This window comes from Cuneatibacter sp. NSJ-177, assembly GCF_022867805.1.
Classification (GTDB): Bacteria; Bacillota; Clostridia; order Lachnospirales; family Lachnospiraceae; genus Pseudolachnospira.
On sequence record NZ_JALIFO010000010.1, the window covers coordinates 125479 to 144096 of the forward strand.

Sequence of the window (18618 nt, forward strand, 5' to 3'; positions counted from 1 at the left end):
TTTCTTCCATCTGATAGACATTTTTGCCAAATTTTAACGGTTTGATTATAGCACTCTTTCTTCCGGAGGGCAACCATCCCCCTATCGTGTATTTTCGCCTTGTTTTCTTAAGAAAAATACAATTTTTTTTATTTTTCTTATTGACGTCCTTATTTCTCCGTGCTATAATTTGGCAAATGAACAAGGGCGTTCATGAAATAAGGCTTTCACACCCCGTTTGGGAGGCTTTCTTTCATGGACGCCTTTCTCAAATTTCCCCGTCTCCGGAAAGGAAAAACGATATGAACGATACCATTTCAGAAGTATTACAATTCGCGAAGGAGAACGACGTAAAATTTATTCATCTGGCTTTCTGCGATCTCTTTGGAACGCAGAAAAGTATTTCCATCATGCCCGGCGAGCTTCCCCGCGCGTTTCAATATGGGATTTCCTTTGACGCCTCGGCCATTCAGGGCTTTGGAACCGTGGAATGCTCCGACCTGTTTCTCCTGCCGGACAGCTCCTCCGTCTCCATCCTGCCGTGGCGGTCTCCCTACGAGCAGGTCATGAAAATGTACTGTGACATCAAACGGCCCGACGGCAGCGATTTCACCGCCGACAGCCGTTATCTTCTAAAGCAGGCGGTAAAACGCTGCGCAGATCTGGGATATATCTGCAAGATCGGAACGGAGGGGGAATTCTATCTGTTCCAGACCGACGCGGAGGGAAATCCCACCACCATTCCCTATGATCAGGCCGGTTACGGCGACACCCCGCCATTGGACAAGGGAGAAAACCTGCGCCGGGAAATCTGCCTGACCCTGGAAGACATGGACATCCGTCCGGAAACCTCCCATCACGAGCGGGGGCCAGGACAAAATGAAGTGGATTTCCGATACTCCGACGCCCTGTCCGCCGCCGACAATTTCCTCTCATTTAAATCCGTGGTAAAATCCGTGGCCGCTCAGAACGGGCTGTACGCCTCCTTTCTGCCCAAACCGATCTTGACCCGCAGCGGCAATGGGCTGCATATCAACCTGTCCCTGGCCAAGGGAGGAAAAAATCTCTTTGAGATGGCTCCGGGCCACTCCCAGAGCGCCGAGAGCTTTATCGCCGGCATTCTGGAACATGTGGGAGAAATAACCGCCTTCCTCAACCCCCTGACCAATTCCTACCGGCGTCTGGGAGCGTTTGAGGCTCCCGGCTACATCACCTGGTCCCACCAGAACCGGTCGCAGCTCATTCGGATCCCCGCCTCCGCCGGTGAATATAACCGCATGGAGCTTCGCTCCGCTGATTCCGCCTGCAATCCGTATCTGGCCTTTACCCTTTTGATCCATGCCGGTCTGGACGGGATCGAAAAGGGACTGCCTTTGACTGAGCCCTGCAATCAAAACCTGTATGAGGCCGCGGCCTACGTGAAGGAGCACGACATCAACCCCCTGCCCCGGAGCCTTGCCGAAGCCCTGGATACGGCGGAGCAGAGCGGCTTTGTGAAGAAGGTGCTGCCGGAATCCGTGCGGTCCGCCTACTTCACGGAGAAACGAAAAGAATGGGAAGCCTTCCGTCAGGCGGAGGACTCCCACCAATATGAGATGAATACATTCTTCCATTTGATCTGACGCAGCCGATTCCCGTTCCGGCAAAACAGCAAGAAAGGTGGTGAACCGATGACTCCCATTCTCCTAATATCCGGCAGCCGAAAAGCCGCCGACATGTATAGCAATCTTCTTTCCTCGGTTCAGCCTTCCGCCGCTGTCTGCCGGGCCGGAAGCTGCGGAGAAGCCAGACGGCTGATGGCGAAGAACAACTTTTCCCTGATTTTGATCCTGACGCCGCTGCCCGACGGCTTTGGAACGGAGCTGGCCAAGGATGCGGTCCGAACCACCGCAGGCGTGATGCTGGCTGTCTCATCCGAGCTGGAAAAAGAGCTTTCCCTAAAATTTGAGCAGGACGGCATTTTTGTCTTCTCCCCGGCCATGAGCAAGAAAACCTTTGAAAGCTCCGTCCGCCTCCTGCTGGCAGTCCATGTCCGCTTAGAGCGGGTTCAGCCTGCCTCTGAGGCTATGCAGCAAAAGCTAAAGGATATCCGTCTGGTGGACCGGGCCAAATGCTACCTGATTCAATACGAAAAACTGACGGAACCGGAAGCCCACCGTTATATAGAAAAGCAAGCCATGGACCGGCGCGTCCCCAAACGGGAGATTGCCGAAGAGATTCTCAGCCGGTACGATATGGAAACGTAAATTAGAAAGGAGAACCCGTGAAAACCCCGACCTATCTATTACTGGAAAACGGAACGTATCTGGAAGGAACCAGCTTCGGCGCAGATACCGGTGAAGTCACCGGCGAAGTCGTTTTTACCACCGGGATGACCGGCTACTTGGAGACCCTGACGGATCCCAGCTACTGCGGGCAGATCGTCGTCCAAACGTTCCCGTTAATCGGGAACTACGGGGTGATTCCCACCGACTTTGAGAGCGGGGACACCCACCCCGCCGCGTACATCGTAAAAGAATGGTGTCACAGTCCTTCCAACTTTCGGAGCCAGGAAGGACTTGACACCTTTTTTCAGGCCAAAAACCTGCCGGGACTGGCCGGAATCGACACCAGGATGCTGACCCGGCTGCTCCGGGAGAACGGAACCATGAACGGAAAGCTGACCAAAAAAGCGCCCCCCTACCGCCCGGAAGAGCTGGCGGAGCTGAGATCCCACCGATTTCCGAACCCCGTCCTCGCCGTGACAAGAAAAACCGCGGAAACCTTCCCGGCTGCCCTTTCCTGTTACCGGGTCGTGCTCTGGGATTTCGGTGCCAAAGAAAATATCATCCGGGAGCTGAACAGGCGGCACTGTGACGTGATCGCCGTCCCCGCGGGCACATCGGCCGAGGACATCCAAAAGCTGCGCCCGGACGGCGTTCTGCTTTCCAACGGCCCCGGAGACCCGGAGGAAAACACCGGCGTGATCCGGGAGCTAAAAAAACTTTGCGGAACCAAGATTCCCCTCTTTGGCATCTGCCTGGGCCATCAGCTGCTGGCGCTGGCCCAGGGAGGGCGCACGGAAAAGCTCAAGTACGGTCACCGCGGCGCCAACCAGCCGGTCAAAAATATGGAAACCGGCCGGATATCCATCACCAGCCAGAACCACGGCTATGCGGTCTGCTCTGAACCTCTGCCAAAAGGAGCCGCCCTCTGGTTTGAAAATGTCAACGACAGGACCTGCGAGGGCCTGCGGTATACCACCATCCCGGCCTGCTCCGTCCAATTCCACCCGGAAGCCTGCGGCGGTCCCAAGGACACGGAATCCTTGTTTGAAGAATTTCTCTCCCTGATGGAACAGACGATACAAAAGGAGGAAAAGCCATGCCGTTAAATCCAAATATCCACAAGGTCCTTGTCATTGGCTCCGGTCCCATCGTCATCGGCCAGGCAGCCGAGTTCGACTACGCCGGCACCCAGGCCTGCCGCGCTTTGAAAGAGGAAGGTTTGGAGGTGGTTTTGGTCAATTCCAATCCGGCCACCATCATGACCGACAACGCCATGGCCGACCATGTCTATATGGAGCCGCTCACCATCGAAACGCTGCGCCGGATCATCCGCAAAGAAAAGCCGGACAGCCTGCTGTCCACGCTGGGCGGCCAGACCGGCCTGACCCTCTCCATGCAGCTGGCAAAAGAAGGGTTCCTCAAGGAAAACGGCGTCACCCTCCTCGGCGCCGGGCCGGAGACCATCGATAAGGCGGAGGACCGCCAGCAGTTCAAAGATACCATGGAGGAGATCGGGGAACCGGTCATCCCATCCCTGGTGGCGGAAACCGTGGAGGAAGCCTTGGCTTTTGCCGAAAGCACTTCCTACCCGGTCATTGTGCGTCCGGCCTTTACCCTGGGCGGATCCGGCGGCGGCATTGCTAAGAACGAGGAAGAGCTGCGGGAGATTGCCTCCGGCGGACTGCGCCAATCTCCGATCACCCAGATCCTGGTGGAACAGTGCATTGCAGGATGGAAAGAAATCGAATTCGAGGTGATGCGGGACGGCTCCGGCAACGGGATCACCGTCTGTTCCATGGAAAACCTGGATCCCGTCGGCATTCATACCGGCGACTCCATCGTGGTGGCCCCGGCCGTAACCCTGGCGGACCGGGAATATCAGATGCTGCGTTCCGCCGCGCTTCATATCATCGAAGCCATGGGCATCGAGGGCGGCTGCAACTGCCAGTTTGCCCTGCATCCGGAAAGCTTCCGCTACGCGGTGATCGAAGTCAATCCCCGTGTCTCCCGTTCCTCCGCCCTGGCTTCCAAGGCCACCGGCTACCCCATTGCGCGGATCGCGGCCAAAATCGCCGTCGGCTACCGGTTGGATGAGATTCCCAACGAAGTTACCGGCAAGACCACGGCCTGTTTTGAACCCGCCCTCGATTACGTGGTGGTAAAATTCCCCAAATGGCCTTTTGACAAGTTTGTCTACGCCAAAAGAACATTGGGGACACAGATGAAGGCCACCGGCGAGGTCATGGCCATCGGCCGGAATTTCGAGCAGGCCCTGATGAAGGCCGTGCGCGGCGCCGAGATTTCCCTCGACAGCATGAATCTTCCGGCCATGAAAGCCCTATCCCCCGGCGCTCTGACGGAAAAGATCACGGCCTCCGACGACGAGCGGATTTTTGCCGTCTATGAAGGCCTGCACCGGGGAATGCCACCGGCGCAGATCCATGAGTTAACCCGGATCGATCTCTGGTTCCTCTACAAATTGCTGCACCTGGTGCGGCTGGAACAGAGAATGAAAGAGGAACCCCTGACCCGTAAGTTTTACCGCGAACTGAAACAGCACGGTTTTCCGGACAGCGCCATCCGCCGGATTTCCGGCTGTGAACCGCCGGAGCATCTGCGGCCCGCCTTCAAGATGGTGGATACCTGCGCCGCGGAGTTTGCGGCCGAAACCCCCTACTTTTACGCCTCCCCCTGCGAATCCGACGAGGCGGCCCCGTTTCTCGCGGAACACGCCTCCGGCAAGGACGTGGTGGTGGTCTTCGGCTCCGGACCGATCCGGATCGGCCAGGGGATTGAATTCGACTACGCCTCGGTCCACTGCGTCTGGGCGCTGAAGGAGGCCGGGTATGAAGTGGTTATCATCAACAACAACCCGGAGACGGTCTCCACGGACTTTAATACCGCCGACCGGCTTTACTTCTCTCCGCTGACACCGGAGGATGTCCTGAACGTGATCGAGATCGAGAAACCCATTGGCTGCGTGGTCGCTTTCGGCGGCCAAACCGCCATCAAGCTGACGAAGACCCTGGTGGAACATAGGATCCCGATTCTGGGCACACCGGCGGACAGCATCGACCGGGCCGAGGACCGCGGGCGCTTTGACGAGCTTTTAGAAAGCCTCGGCATCAAACGGCCCGACGGAACCACGGTCCACACCGAGGACGAAGCGCTGGACGCCGCAGGCGCTCTGGGGTATCCGGTCCTGATTCGGCCCAGCTATGTCCTGGGCGGCCAAAACATGATCATCGCCTTTTCCGACAACGACATTCGGGAATACATGAAAATCATCCTGGCCCACGAAGGGGACAATGAAATCCTGATCGATAAATATCTGATGGGAACCGAGCTTGAGGTCGACGCAATCTGCGACGGGACGGATGTGCTGATCCCCGGTATCATGGAGCACATCGAGCGGGCCGGGGTTCATTCCGGCGATTCCATTGCGGTATATCCGGCCTGGAATGTATCGCCGAAACAGACGGAGCGGCTGATCCGCTACTCCACCCAACTGGCCCTGGCCCTTCATACCCGCGGGCTGATCAACATCCAGTATGTGATCCACGAGGGAAATATTTATGTGATCGAGGTCAATCCCCGCTCCTCCCGTACCGTGCCTTATATCAGCAAGGTCACCGGAATCCCCATGGTGGATCTGGCCACCCGGATCATGCTCGGCGAGACACTTTCCTGCATGGGGTACGGGAGCGGACTCTATCCGCCGTCGCCCTACTACGCAGTCAAGGTCCCGGTCTTCTCCTTTGCCAAGCTGACGGATGTGGATACCCAGCTGGGGCCGGAGATGAAGTCCACCGGCGAAGTCCTTGGCGTGGCCCGCACCATGTCCGAGGCACTTTTTAAAGGCCTGGCTGCGGCCGGATACCGAATGGAGAAAACCGGCGGCGTGCTGATCTCGGTGCGGGATTCCGATAAGGCGGAAGTCGGTCTGGTGGCGCAGTTTTATCACGCTTTAGGATTCTCGCTCTACGCCACCTGCGGCACCGCCGGGGTCCTTCGGAAGGAGGGGCTGCCTGTGACCGAAGTCAAAAAGATCCACGAATCCCCGGACCAGAACACAATCACGCTGTTGGAGAGCGGTAAAATCTGTGCGATCCTCTCCACCTCCGCCAAAGGAAGACTTCCGGCCAGGGACAGCGTGAAACTCCGCCGGAAAGCGGTGGAGCTTGGCATTCCCTGCCTGACCTCCCTGGACACCGCCGTGGCCCTGGCTTCCAGCCTGGAAAGCGGGTACAGCGAACGAAACATTTCCCTGGTGGATATGAACCACCAAAGACAGACCACCCCCGTCACGCCGGGCCAGGAGGAATTTCCTCTGTTCCGGGGCAAACACCCAACATTTCTTTATGAAAAGGAGGCATGATCCATGGCAAAATACATCTTCGTCACCGGAGGCGTGGTCTCCGGCCTGGGAAAGGGCATCACCGCCGCTTCCCTGGGCAGACTGTTAAAAGCCCGCGGCTTCCGCGTGGCCGCCCAGAAACTGGACCCTTACATCAATGTGGACCCCGGAACCATGAGCCCGTACCAGCACGGGGAGGTTTTTGTCACCGAGGACGGGGCGGAAACCGATCTGGATCTGGGACATTACGAGCGGTTCATCGATGAAAATCTGAACCAATTTTCCAATCTGACCACCGGCAAGGTTTACTGGAATGTGTTAAATAAGGAACGGCGCGGAGAATACCTGGGCGAGACGGTCCAAGTGATTCCCCATATTACCAATGAGATCAAAGACTTCATCTATTCGGTTCAGGAAAAAACCGGCGCCGACATCGTGATCACGGAGATCGGCGGCACCACCGGCGACATGGAGTCCCAGCCGTTTCTGGAAGCCATCCGCCAGGTCGGCCATGAAGTCGGACGGGAAAACCGTCTGTTTATCCACGTAACCCTGATCCCTTATCTGGAATCTTCCGGCGAACACAAATCCAAGCCGACCCAGCACTCGGTCAAGGAGCTCCAGTCCTTCGGCATCACGCCGGATCTGATCGTCGCCCGGTGCGGCCGGCCGGTGGAGCCGGAAATATACCGGAAAATCGCTCTGTTCTGCAATGTGAAAGAAGACTGCGTCATTGAAAACCGCAATGTTTCCTGCCTTTATGAGGCCCCGTTGATGTTGGAGGAGGCAGGGCTTGCCCGCATTGCCCTGCGGGAGCTTTCCCTGGAAACCACAGCCGCTCCCTGTGATTTGATGGATTGGGAACAGATGGTAGAACGGATCAAGAGCTGCCGCAGGGAGACCACGATTGCGCTGGTGGGAAAATACACCAAGCTCCATGACTCCTATCTCTCCGTGGCGGAGGCCTTAAAGCACGGCGGATGGGAATGCGGCGCCAATCTGAACATCCGCTGGGTGGACAGCGAGACCGTGACCCCGGAAAATTCCGGGCAGCTTTTTTCCGATGTGGACGGGATCCTGATTCCCGGCGGCTTTGGAGACCGGGGCATCTGCGGCATGATCCACGCGGCGGCCTACGCCCGCACACACCGGATTCCCTTTCTCGGCCTTTGCCTCGGCATGCAGATTGCAGCCATTGAATTCGCCCGCCATGTTCTGGGTTATGAAGACGCCGATTCCGGGGAATTCGCGCCCCAAAGCCGCCACCCCGTTATCGGCCTGATGCCGGACCAGCAAGGCAATCTCCCGAAAGGCGGCACCATGCGGCTCGGCGCTTACCCCTGTACCCTGCAGGACGGCAGCCGTCTCATGGAAATCTACGGCAAAAAAGAAATTTCCGAGCGCCATCGCCACCGCTATGAATTCAACAACCAATTCCGCAGAGAATTTCAGGAAAACGGCGCGGTGTTTTCCGGGCTCTCCCCGGACGGACGGCTGGTGGAAGCCTTTGAAGTAACGGATCATCCGTTTTACGTCGGGGTTCAGTACCATCCGGAATTCAAAAGCCGGCCCAATAAGGCGCACCCGCTGTTTCGGGCGTTTGTAAAGGCCGCCTGTAAATAAGCATCGATGTGGACTGCGCCGGGGCCAATCGAAAAATCCGAAGAAAGAAAGGCGGAAAAATCGTCATGGAAGATTTTTGGGATAAATTAAAGGAAGAGTGCGGAGTCTTCGGGATCTACCAAACGCCCGGAGCGGCCGGCCTCACGTATCTTGGCCTTCACGCCCTCCAGCACCGGGGGCAGGAAGGAGCCGGGATCGCGTCCAGTGACGGCAGGAAGCTGTTCTGCCGGAAAGGGAAGGGGCTCTTGACCGAGGCGATCTTAAAGGAGGATTTGGAATGCCTTGCCGGCTGCCATAGCATTGGCCATGTCCGGTACGCCACGGCCGGAGGGGATGAGGCGGAGAACCTGCAGCCCATCGTGGCCCGCGCCACCTTTGGTTCCCTGGCGGTGGCCCACAACGGTCAGATCGTCAATGCCCGGCCGCTCCGCGTGGAGCTGGAGCGCCTGGGACATCTTTTTCTCGGCAGCAGCGACAGCGAGATCATTCTTCACCTGATTCAGATGGAGGAAGGGCCGCTGGCGGAAAAAATCTGCCGGGCCTGCGCCAAACTGCAGGGGGCCTTTGCCTTTCTGTTTCTGACGGAAAAAAGCCTGTATGCGGTCCGGGACCGAAACGGGCTGCGGCCTCTTGCCCTGGGAAAAAGAGGGGACGGATATGTGCTGGCCAGCGAAACCTGCGCCTTTGACAGCATCGGAGCAGAGTGGATCCGGGATATCCGTCCGGGCGAGGTCTTAAAGCTCTCTTCCCATGGGATTCAGTCGTTCTCTTATGCAGAGCCGGGAGAGCGGCGGACCTGCGCCATGGAATTCATCTATTTCGCCCGGCCCGACAGCACCATGGACGGAAGAAACATCTATCAGATGCGCAAGGAAACCGGGAAAATCCTGGCGCGGGCAGACGCCGGAGATGTCCAAGCCGACCTGGTGGCCGGTGTGCCGGATTCCGCTCTGGCCGCGGCCCTTGGATATGCGGAGGCCAGCGGAATTCCCTATGAGGTGGCATTAATCAAAAACCGTTATGTGGGCCGGACCTTTATTGAGCCCACCCAGGAGCAGCGGGACCTCGGCGTGCAGAGAAAACTGGCGGCAAATCGCTGCGCCATCCAGGGGAAACGGCTGATCCTGCTGGATGATTCGCTGGTGCGGGGCACCACCTCCCGGAGGATCATCCGGCTCCTAAAGGACGCCGGAGCGAAGGAGGTCCACCTACGGATCGCCTCCCCGGAAATCCGCTTTCCCTGCTTTTACGGCATTGACACGCCCACCAGGGACGAGCTGATCGCGGCGCAGATGGGCACCGGAGAGCTCTGCCGGGTACTCGGAGCGGATTCCCTGCGGTTTTTGAGCACGGAGGACCTGATGACGGCTTACGGAGGGGATGAATTTTGCTTTGCCTGTTTTGACGGGAGGTATCCGGCAGGGAAATAATCCGCCTCGTACTGTCTCGGGACCGTCATTTCAACGATGGTCCCGCTTTTCTCCACGCTGCTGAAGGATAGTCCGTATTCTTCCCCATAATATAGCTTTAACCGCTGATTGATATTACCGATGGCGATCCCCCTTCTATCCTGGCCGTCCCCCGCGTACGGCACGCCCTGGCGCAGCGCTGCTCTCAGCCGCCCGGCAGTATCCGGAGACATTCCCACGCCGTCGTCGGCAATCCGAATGACCATCCGCTCATCGGTCAAAAAAATCCGGATCTGCACCGTCCCTTTACCTGGCTTTTGTTCCAGGCCATGGTAGACCGCATTTTCCACGATGGGCTGCAAAGACAGCCGGGGGATCAGGCAGTTCATCAAAGCCTCGTCCTCCTGGTCAAAAAGCTCTTCCAAGGTAAAACGGTCCTGGAACCGGTACTGCTGGATCAAGAAATAGTTTTTTACATTCTCCATCTCCTGGGAGAGCGTCGCCAGTTTTTTCGGATGGCTGATATTGTAGCGGAACATATTGGCCAGAATTTCCGCCATTTCCGCGATCTCCCCGACGCCCCGGTCCAAAGCCTGGCTGCGGATCAGTTCCAACGTGTTGTATAAAAAATGCGGGTTGATCTGACTGTACAGGGCATTGATCTGCGCCTGCGTCTTCAAAAGCCGCGAGGAATATTCGGAGTCGGACAGCCACGCCGCCTGTTCCAGTACCGTCTTGACCCATGCTTCCGGTCTGCCGTCCGGTTTCGGACAGGTAAAATCCACACCCAAACGCTTCAAACTTGCAATAAACTGTCTTTCCCGCCGGTAATTCCGAATCCTTTGTATCCATTGGTCTATTCTCCGCCTGCTCATGGCGTTCCCCTTTCTCTTCGTTTTCCCGTCAACTGTGGAGCCTTCGGTACTCTTTTGGGTTGATCCCAACCAGCTTAGAAAAAACCTTGCTGAAATAGCGGGCATCCCCATACCCGACCTGCGCGGCGACCTCGGAAATATTCCAGTCCACCTCTTTTAAAAGAGCCTTTGCCTTTTCCACACGGAGCCCGGCAAGATAATCGGAAAAATTCACCCCAAGCTCCTTCTTAAACAGGCCGCTGAAGTAAACCGGGTTCAAGTGCACCATTTCCGCCATGCCCTCTAATGTCAAGCTCTCTGCGAAATGAGTCTTCATGTACTGCTGTATGGTCCGAACCGGAAGCGCCGCCTGGATTTTTCGGGACTGAAGTCCCTCTTTCGTTATCATCCGGCAATATTGGTTCAGGCAGTCTAAAAGTTCTCCCCAAGTCCGGCAGTTTTCCGCCTGTTCCCGATAAGAGCGCCGGTCATCCGTCTCGGTTCCCGCCATCCGGTTCATCCTGCCGCCAAGAAACTCCCCACATTGGAAAAGCAAGGAAAGGCTTCCCCGGTAATTTTCCGGTTCCCGCCTCCTCTCCTCCCTCAGCAATTTTTCCACATGTTGGTACAGTTGGTCCGGATCCAAGGGAATCATGGCTGTTTCCAAATCTTCCTTTTCCTGAGGTGTCAGTTCTCTGTCCGGTCCGTGGGAATCCGGAAGCCGGGCGGCATACAGACGCCCAAATCCTTTCCAATAACACTGCGACAACTTATTTTCTGCATCCTTCACCGCACCGGAAAGTTCCCAGGGATGGAAAAAGGCATCACTGCACGACAAAGTAAAAGTGTAGTGCTCCTTCTTTTCTCTCCAACTTTTCTGCCAGAGAAGCCCCTCCTTTTCCGCCTGCCAGGAGTCCCTCCTCTTTTCCAGCCCCCGGTTCGTCAGCAGATATCCGCGGCGCCCGCCTACCATCATGACCTGTTCCGAATAAAATCCAGCCATCCAATCCTCCCAGTTCTCCATGGCTTGCCGAAGCAAAAAGCCTCGTTCTTCCTCTCTGCCGCTGATGCCCTTTTCCGGGTCAACGCGCATCATCCAGACCGTAAATTCCCCTTCCACAAAGCGGAAACAAAACTGCCGGTTGATTTCCTGCCAGGAAGTCTTTTCCTCCATTTCCCCCTGAAAAGCCCGCTCCATCCAAAGCCGCCTGACGTTCTGCTTTAAAGCCTCCACTTGCCGGGCATCCCCGTCTTTCTGGTTCCCGTCTGTCTCCGCATCCTGGAGTTTTTTGCTGAGCCGGTACAGCAGAGCATTGATTTCCTGCTCTCTGAGAGGCTTTAACAGGTAATCCTCCACCCCATAGAGAATCGCCTGCCTGGCAAATTCAAATTCCCGGTATCCGCTGATAATTACGAACAGCACGGGAAGGCCCCTGCGGCGGATCTCTCGGATCAATTCCAACCCGGATAAACCCGGCATACGGATATCCGTAATCACGATGTCCGGCCGCTCTTCTTCTATTTTTTTCAAAGCCTGCCAGCCGTCGTGGGCAAATCCGGCCAGTCTCAAGGACAGCCTTTCCCAGTCAACCAGATGCTTAACCAGATTACACACTGCGATTTCATCATCCACGATTAAAACCGTTCTCATTCCAGCTCCTCTTTTCTCCTCCGATAACGGGGCAGGGTATCGCCCATCACTGCCGCGAGAATAATCACGCCCTGTAAAGATTGAACCCAATAGGAAGATACGTTTAACAGATTGACACCGTTATCCACAATGGTCAGAAATAAAATGCCAAGATAGCTGCCAAAAAAACTTCCGGTTCCGCCGGACAGGGAGCATCCTCCGATCAGAATCCCTGCCAGAACCGTCATCTCCTGCCCATCCGCCAGGGAAGAACTGACCGCGCCGACCCGGCCGGCAAGGATCCACGCCGAAAGGCCGTAAAAAATCCCGGCCAAAAGATAAAGCCTCCGCAAAAGTTTTTCTACGGGAATGCCGGAAGCATCCGCGATTTCAGCGTTCTCCCCGATTGCGCGGACATGGTAGCCAAAAACGGTCCGGCGCAGCACCGCCTGCAAAAAAAGAGTGAGTGCCAGCGCCAGCAAAGCCGCCGCGGGGATTCCCCCTGGCAGCACGGCCGTTCCCAGCCATCGGAACCCGGCGCTTAATCCGGAGACGGTTGTGCCGCTGGAAAGCCTCAGTACCAATCCCCGGATTATCTGCATCAGCGCCAGCGTCGTCAGCAGAGACGGCATCCGCAGGCGGGCCACCAGCCATCCGGTTCCCGCGCCCAAAAGGGCGCCTAAGGCCAGAATCAAAATCACAGCAGGGATCACCGGAAGATCGAAACGGACGATCAGGCTTGCCCCCAAAAAACCGGACAGAGCGATCACGGCTCCGCCGGACAGATCAAATTCACCCGCCGTCAAAAGGAACGTAACCCCGCAGGCCATCACCTGCGCGGCGGCGGATTTCATAAAAAGATTCCGTAAATTCGGACCGGTCAAGAACGCATGGCTCCGGCAGGTCAGAAAAAGGGATGCGAGCAGAATCAAAAGCAAGACCGGAAGCGTTCGCCGGAACTGTTTGAAATCGGTACGCCTCATTTTTTTCAATGGGAAACACCTCCTGCATATTTCTCCTGGTATTCATCTGCCCACAGACCGAACGCCTTTACTTCCTCACTGTCCACATTATCCGGCGTGATGAGAAGAGAGGGGATGTAATAGACGCGCTCCACCGGTTCCTTGCCGATTAGATATTGGTAGAGAATATCCGCAGTCTGGGCTCCAATCTTCATGGCATTCTGGGAAACCGTGCCCGATAATTCCCCGGCCCGGATGGCAGCGATCGTATCCGGATTGCCGTCGGTCCCTACCACAACCAATCCCTCCGGCGATTCCACACTGCTGGTATAGCCCATGAACCGAATTCCTTCCAAAACAGGAGTCGTCAGATAATCTGAGACTGCATAGATACCATCCAACTCTTTCCCGTATAGGCTTAGCCAGTCCAAAACCAAATTCAAGGCGTCTTCCGCATAACGCGCCGGCAGCGCCGATACGACCTCAACCTCCGGGTAACCGGCGCTCAGGGCGTCCAAAAAACCTTGCAACCGGTCGGCATGGGAACTGAGTTCCGAAATCCCGGTAACCACAGCAATCCTTGCAGGCAGGCCCTTTTTCTTCTCCCTCAGCAGTCTCCCCACCGCTTCCCCCGCCATGCTCCCGACCGAGTAGTTGTCCGTGGTGATAAGGCTGACCGCGCTTCCTTCCTCCGCCCGCGTATCATATAGAAATACAGGGATGTTGCTTTGGTTGGCGGCTTCCAGCAGCGCCGATGCAGAGGCTGAATCCGTCGGACGGATCGCCAGGGCGTCCACCCCCTGGGCAATCAAATCATATACCTGGTTCATCTGGATCTCTGGATTTTGGTTACAGATTTCCATCTTGACTTCCAGCCCCAGCTCCTCGGCCCGGTCCAGGAAGCTCTGCTGCATGGCGATCATAAACTCATTCGAAAATTCCGACGCCAGAAATCCAATCGTTCTATTCTCCGACCGTTCCGCCGCCGGTCCGCATCCACAAAACAGGAGAAGCAAAGCCGCCAGCATTCCCGCGATTTGTTTTTTTTGTCTACGCCTTTTCATACCTGCAAAATTCTCCTCCTTTGATTGACCAGAGACTGTGACAGCACCGCCGGATCAGGGGTTCGCATGAATTCAAGAGAATGACGGATATCCCCTGTTCCGAGAGACGGGAAATTTCTCCGCACAGTTCATTCAAATGCCGGACATCCAGATTCCGCCCCATCCGGTCCATTAAAATCAGTTCCGGCCGGCTCCTCAGGCAGCTTTCGACAGCAAGGCGAAGCTTCGCGCCGGTGCTCATCTCTTCCTCCTTCTCCCACGCCCCCTGCGATTGGCCTGGATAACATTCCTGATAGGAGTATTCCAGCAGGCGGGAAGAAATTAGTCCCAAACGTCCTTTCATCTTACAAAGAATTCTGAGATTTAGATTTTCCGCGGGACAAAAACCATGGAACAACCCAAACTTTTGTTGTTCTCCTAAGAGGGTCTGAATCCTCCCCTCTCTGTGATTCTTGGAATCCGCCTTGTCATAGGAAACGTGTTCCCAGAAATTTCTCCAAGTCAGACCTTGCGCCAGTATACCGACAATACTTCCTGGGAAAAGAGGGATTGGTACTGCGGATTTTTTTCCTGGTTTCAGAAACGCGCAAGCTTTGTCCGGACGTTCTTGTCCCGGTATTTTTGAATCGCGGGCATTTCCCTGCAAAGACCCCGTGCAGAGCATCGACAAAATGATACCAGAGGAAAATTCTCCCCGGTAATAATCCCCCGTCACGCCGCCCTGGTTCATAACAACCACCCGGTCCGAACACCGGATCATCCGCTCCGGCTGCTTTTCCGCGATAAGGATTGTCATATTTTTCTTCTTCATCCGTTCCAAAATCCTTTGCAGCCGAAGACAGTCTTCCCCCGCAAGATTTCCGCACACATGATCCAAAATCAAAAGGCGCGCGCCGCACATGACCGCCTTCACCATCATAAGAAACAGCTTCTCCGCGCCGGTCAGCTCTTCCGGAAGTTTCCGGGGATCCACGGAAACCCCCCATTCCTCCAGATACTCCCTGGCCAGCAGTTCAATATTTTTCTTCTTGACCCGGCGGTGTTCCGACTGGGGGACCAATGCCTTGGGACGGATCAGGCATAAATTTTCCGCCACATTCATGCCTTCCAGCAGACGGCTTTCTGCATGGATGCGGTAAATCCCCAGTTTTCTGGCATCCTGCCGCCGGAAAACCATGGTTTCCTTTCCCATGAAGAACCATTTTCCTCCGGTGGGAACCGCATCACCGGATAAAATCCGGCACATGGCCTCGACTCCAGAAGTCTCATCGCCGGCCAGCCCCGTCACCTCCCCGACATACAGGCTCAAATCCAACTGATCCAGGATTTGATTGTCCCGGATTCGCTTTTCCAGGCGAAACATTCGCAGGCATTCTCTTTTGATTTCATTGACACGGCTCACCGGCCCGCCCTCCTTTTCGTTTACAGGTATTAAAACAAAAATATATTAGCCGTTTCTTCCCCGCCCGTCAATCTAATCTCTTCCTCCTTCGCGGTTTCTTGTTCCCGCCATCCACCGGTCCGCCAAAAGGCGGCCGAATAGACTGCTTTCCGCATTGCGGTAGCATGAACCTTTTCAGCCGCCTGGCATTTCCAGCTATATACGATTTTGACTCGCTGTTCCTCTCCCGTGTTCAGAGAAACCAGCGATCCTTTCCATGTTTTTTACTCCACAGAAAATTCGACCACATGATAGTAGGAGGCGTACTCTCCATCCCCCAGATCCCTGGTAAAGCGAAGCGCTACTTTCAGGGTATCCCCTTCAAAATCTTCCGCCGTGTCGATCTTCACGTAGACCTGTTTCCCGTCTAAGGTATTCTCATTGTACAGGGAGTTGTTCACATTGGGCCCTCCTCCGTTCGCCAAGGTGACGGTCTCCGGTCTGACAATCGGTTTTTCACTTGCTTCATGGGTCAGTTCAATGTTAGTAACGCTTCCTTCCAGGACCGCCCAATCCACGGACCATTCCTTTTGGAATGCGTCCCAGTCATCTCCGTATCCGCCGGTGTACCCCTGGACCGTGATGGCAGCGGAGTCCCCTGCTTTGATGGCCACCACCGGATTCTCCTTTCCGGCATCGTCGTAGGAGGTTGCCGTCTCATCCCCGATTCTTACTTTACCCAGCACGGTTGTTCCGGTGCCGCCCTCGCCTTCGGCAAAAGCCGGGGCATTCTCTTTCACCTGGTCCCAGGTTTTGTTTTCTTTTGGCTCCGTCCAGGAAGCATAGTCATTTGCCGTCGCCCAGTCTTTGATTCCGGAGAAAACCTGAACCCCTGCCCAGGCATAACCATTGTAGGTTCCTTCTTCCGTCAATTCCGGGCTTTCCGTGCAGGGAACGCCTTTTTTCTGGTCGAACAGCCAGGACATATATTTCGTTGTCTCCTCCGGAGAAGTCATGTCATTGTTGACGTGTCCTCCATAAGAATGAACTGAATTGCCGTCCTGGATCTCCATGACGATATTGTTCTTTCCCAGTTTGTTCAGCGTATGGTAAGCCCGATAGGCCTCATTTACCGGAATATAAGGATCATTGAAGCCGTGCCAAATATAGATATTCACGTCTGAACCGGCAATGGCCTCCATATCGCACTGATTTCCCCAAGTTGTATGTACCGTCGTCCCGGCATTGATCAATATAGCGGCCAATAACTCCGGCTGAACAGAGGCCAGCTCGTAGCTCCACCCTGCCCCCTGGGAATGGCCGGTGGCATAGATGCGGTCCAGATCCACATTCCCGTAGGTTTCGGCCACATATTTTGCCACCTCACCAAATTGATACACGTATTCCAGCTCTGCCTCATAATTGACGCAGGCCTCAAAAGGCGTTTGGAAGGTAAGGACGTAGCAGGGATGTTCCGCTTGATTGCTGTCGGACGCATAATCCGCGCCCCGGAACGCGTACCCATTGATTTCCGCCGTCATACCGTTTTGGCTTCCCAATCCGCCCAGAGCCGCCACCAGCGGATACTTCTCGCCGTCTTTTCCCTCCGGTACAAAAAGGCGGAAGTAAAGCTCACCGACACCATCCCCGATTTCGCCAACCGTATCGATCTCTGGATCAATCTCAAATTCCCATTTGTACCATTCAAACTTTGCTGCGGCGCCCGTCTCCTGCGCGGCATACTGCCCTTGGTTTTCTTTATCCTCCGTGACGAGCGGGTATGACTTTTGTGCCGCTTTTGTCTCTGGGGCGGCCGTTGTCTCCGCGGTAGATGCGGCCGCTGCCGTTGTGGCGGCTGTAGAGACAGGCTCTGCCGTGGAAGCTGCGGCGGATGTCTCTGGCGTGGAAGTCCCGCAGCCGCCAAGTATCGTGACTGTCATGGCGGCGCTCAGCGCCAAGGCTAATAGTTTCCTCTTTTTCATGGAATTCCCTCCTTTTCCGGCTGTTGGATTTACCAGTTGACTCTATTTTATTTTTCTTTTTGCCGGGTTTCAATGTGGTAATGTTCAGATAATGTGGACGATTTTCACTTGTTTCTGATTGGATGAGGGAAATGGGGGTACCGCACTTTCGTGGAGGGCTTCGGATAGGGAAAAATAGCGAGGGTCGTACTTCCCGCTGTTTTTCTGGCGCAATGGAGGAGCACAAGAAAAAAGCGATTGAAAACAGAGGTTCTTACAGGGACACGCGGCGTTACTGCCGTCCGGTGGGTTTGGTAAGAACCTTTGTTTTCAATCGCTGAGAGCACGTAATCATAAGGAGGCGCTTCTACTTTTCTCCCCCTTGTGCCGCTGCTTCGTTCAAGCATCTCAAGGCATTGAGGCTGCGGGGATATCCGATGAAGGGAAGGCATTGGGAGATCACTTTGATCAAAAACCCTTTGTCATTTCCAATCCTGATGTTGGCCGCGGCATGGCTGATGAGCTGAGGTTCGCACCCGCCCTGGGCCGCCAGGAAGCAGAACGTGATCATCTCCCGCTGGCCAAGATCCAGCCCGGTCCGGGTGTAATAATCGCCGAAGCAGTTGGCGGCCAGCCAGCGGTTTATATGACAGCTTTCCTCTGGGCCGGATTTCCAAAAGTCCTTCATGCCCTCTCCGAAAATATCAACCTGGGCCTGCGTCCCCGCCTCGCGCCGGTTTTCCCAGGTGGTTGTGGCCTGGCCTTTTAAAGGAAGCTTTGCTCCGGACTGCGCCAGGATCTCATTGGCGGCGTCCAAAAAGGGAAAAACCTTTCCCATGCCCAGATAGGCGGCCGATTGATAGACAATCTCTTTTGCTTCCACCGGCGTGACGCCCAGGCGGAATGCTTCCGGCAGCATCGCGCGGAAGCATTCCACTGCCTGGCACCCGATCAGAGCCGCCAGAATGGCCATCCACCGGGTCCTGACGTCCAGATCGTCCTGACTCGCTACCTCGTCAAAGGCGAAACGGCACAAGCGTTCGATAAATTCCGGATCCGTCTCCTGATATTTCGCCAGAGACTCTATCTGCATCCACGGGTTCTCCTTATCATCTCCATTACCATTCATCT

13 protein-coding genes are annotated in these 18618 nt (G+C 55.6%); 6 read left to right on the plus strand and 7 right to left on the minus strand.

Translation table 11 applies throughout. From position 1 onward, the window contains the following. The first annotated feature begins 281 nt into the window (after positions 1–281). The 6 genes from MUB23_RS15425 to purF all read left to right on the plus strand — a co-directional run bounded on the left by MUB23_RS15425 (position 282) and on the right by purF (position 9656). Positions 282–1601, plus strand: coding sequence for a glutamine synthetase family protein (locus MUB23_RS15425; protein ID WP_244801574.1), 1320 nt, complete (start codon positions 282–284; stop codon positions 1599–1601). A 48-nt stretch (positions 1602–1649) separates the two neighbouring features. Next, positions 1650–2225 carry an ANTAR domain-containing response regulator gene (locus tag MUB23_RS15430; RefSeq protein ID WP_244801575.1) on the plus strand — a complete coding sequence of 192 codons (576 nt, stop codon included), beginning with the start codon at positions 1650–1652 and terminating at the stop codon, positions 2223–2225. Positions 2226–2242: 17 nt separating this feature from the next. Beyond that, entirely contained in the window at positions 2243–3352 is a 1110-nt protein-coding gene (locus MUB23_RS15435; protein ID WP_244801576.1) for a carbamoyl phosphate synthase small subunit, read from the plus strand. Beyond that, positions 3343–6624 carry a carbamoyl-phosphate synthase large subunit gene (carB, locus tag MUB23_RS15440; protein WP_244801577.1) on the plus strand — a complete coding sequence of 1094 codons (3282 nt, stop codon included), beginning with the start codon at positions 3343–3345 and terminating at the stop codon, positions 6622–6624. Before MUB23_RS15435 ends, carB begins: the two co-directional genes overlap by 10 nt. A gap of 3 nt (positions 6625–6627) precedes the next feature. Next, positions 6628–8226 (plus strand): CTP synthase, encoded by a 1599-nt coding sequence (locus tag MUB23_RS15445; protein ID WP_244801578.1) that lies wholly within the window; start codon positions 6628–6630, stop codon positions 8224–8226. A 65-nt stretch (positions 8227–8291) separates the two neighbouring features. Continuing rightward, positions 8292–9656 (plus strand): amidophosphoribosyltransferase, encoded by a 1365-nt coding sequence (purF, locus tag MUB23_RS15450; RefSeq protein WP_244801579.1) that lies wholly within the window; start codon positions 8292–8294, stop codon positions 9654–9656. On the opposite strand, the gene MUB23_RS15455 is transcribed toward purF, so the two are convergent. The 7 genes from MUB23_RS15455 to MUB23_RS15485 all read right to left on the minus strand — a co-directional run bounded on the left by MUB23_RS15455 (position 9596) and on the right by MUB23_RS15485 (position 18580). Continuing rightward, entirely contained in the window at positions 9596–10510 is a 915-nt protein-coding gene (locus MUB23_RS15455) for a sensor histidine kinase (protein WP_244801581.1), read from the minus strand. The genes purF and MUB23_RS15455 overlap by 61 nt on opposite strands. Before the next feature lie 28 nt (positions 10511–10538). Next, positions 10539–12140, minus strand: a complete 1602-nt coding sequence (locus MUB23_RS15460; protein WP_244801582.1) for a response regulator — start codon at positions 12138–12140, stop codon at positions 10539–10541. Then, positions 12137–13102 (minus strand): ABC transporter permease, encoded by a 966-nt coding sequence (locus MUB23_RS15465; RefSeq protein WP_244801602.1) that lies wholly within the window; start codon positions 13100–13102, stop codon positions 12137–12139. Before MUB23_RS15465 ends, MUB23_RS15460 begins: the two co-directional genes overlap by 4 nt. A 5-nt stretch (positions 13103–13107) precedes the next feature. Beyond that, the gene (locus MUB23_RS15470) at positions 13108–14145 is read right to left on the minus strand and encodes a sugar ABC transporter substrate-binding protein (protein ID WP_244801584.1); all 1038 of its coding nucleotides are present in this window, start codon (positions 14143–14145) and stop codon (positions 13108–13110) included. After that, entirely contained in the window at positions 14132–15547 is a 1416-nt protein-coding gene (locus MUB23_RS15475; protein ID WP_244801585.1) for an ATP-binding cassette domain-containing protein, read from the minus strand. Before MUB23_RS15475 ends, MUB23_RS15470 begins: the two co-directional genes overlap by 14 nt. A 263-nt stretch (positions 15548–15810) precedes the next feature. Beyond that, the gene (locus MUB23_RS15480) at positions 15811–17508 is read right to left on the minus strand and encodes a hypothetical protein (RefSeq protein WP_244801587.1); all 1698 of its coding nucleotides are present in this window, start codon (positions 17506–17508) and stop codon (positions 15811–15813) included. Positions 17509–17854: 346 nt separating this feature from the next. Beyond that, the gene (locus MUB23_RS15485; protein WP_244801603.1) at positions 17855–18580 is read right to left on the minus strand and encodes a carboxymuconolactone decarboxylase family protein; all 726 of its coding nucleotides are present in this window, start codon (positions 18578–18580) and stop codon (positions 17855–17857) included. Between the last annotated feature and the right edge of the window lie 38 nt (positions 18581–18618).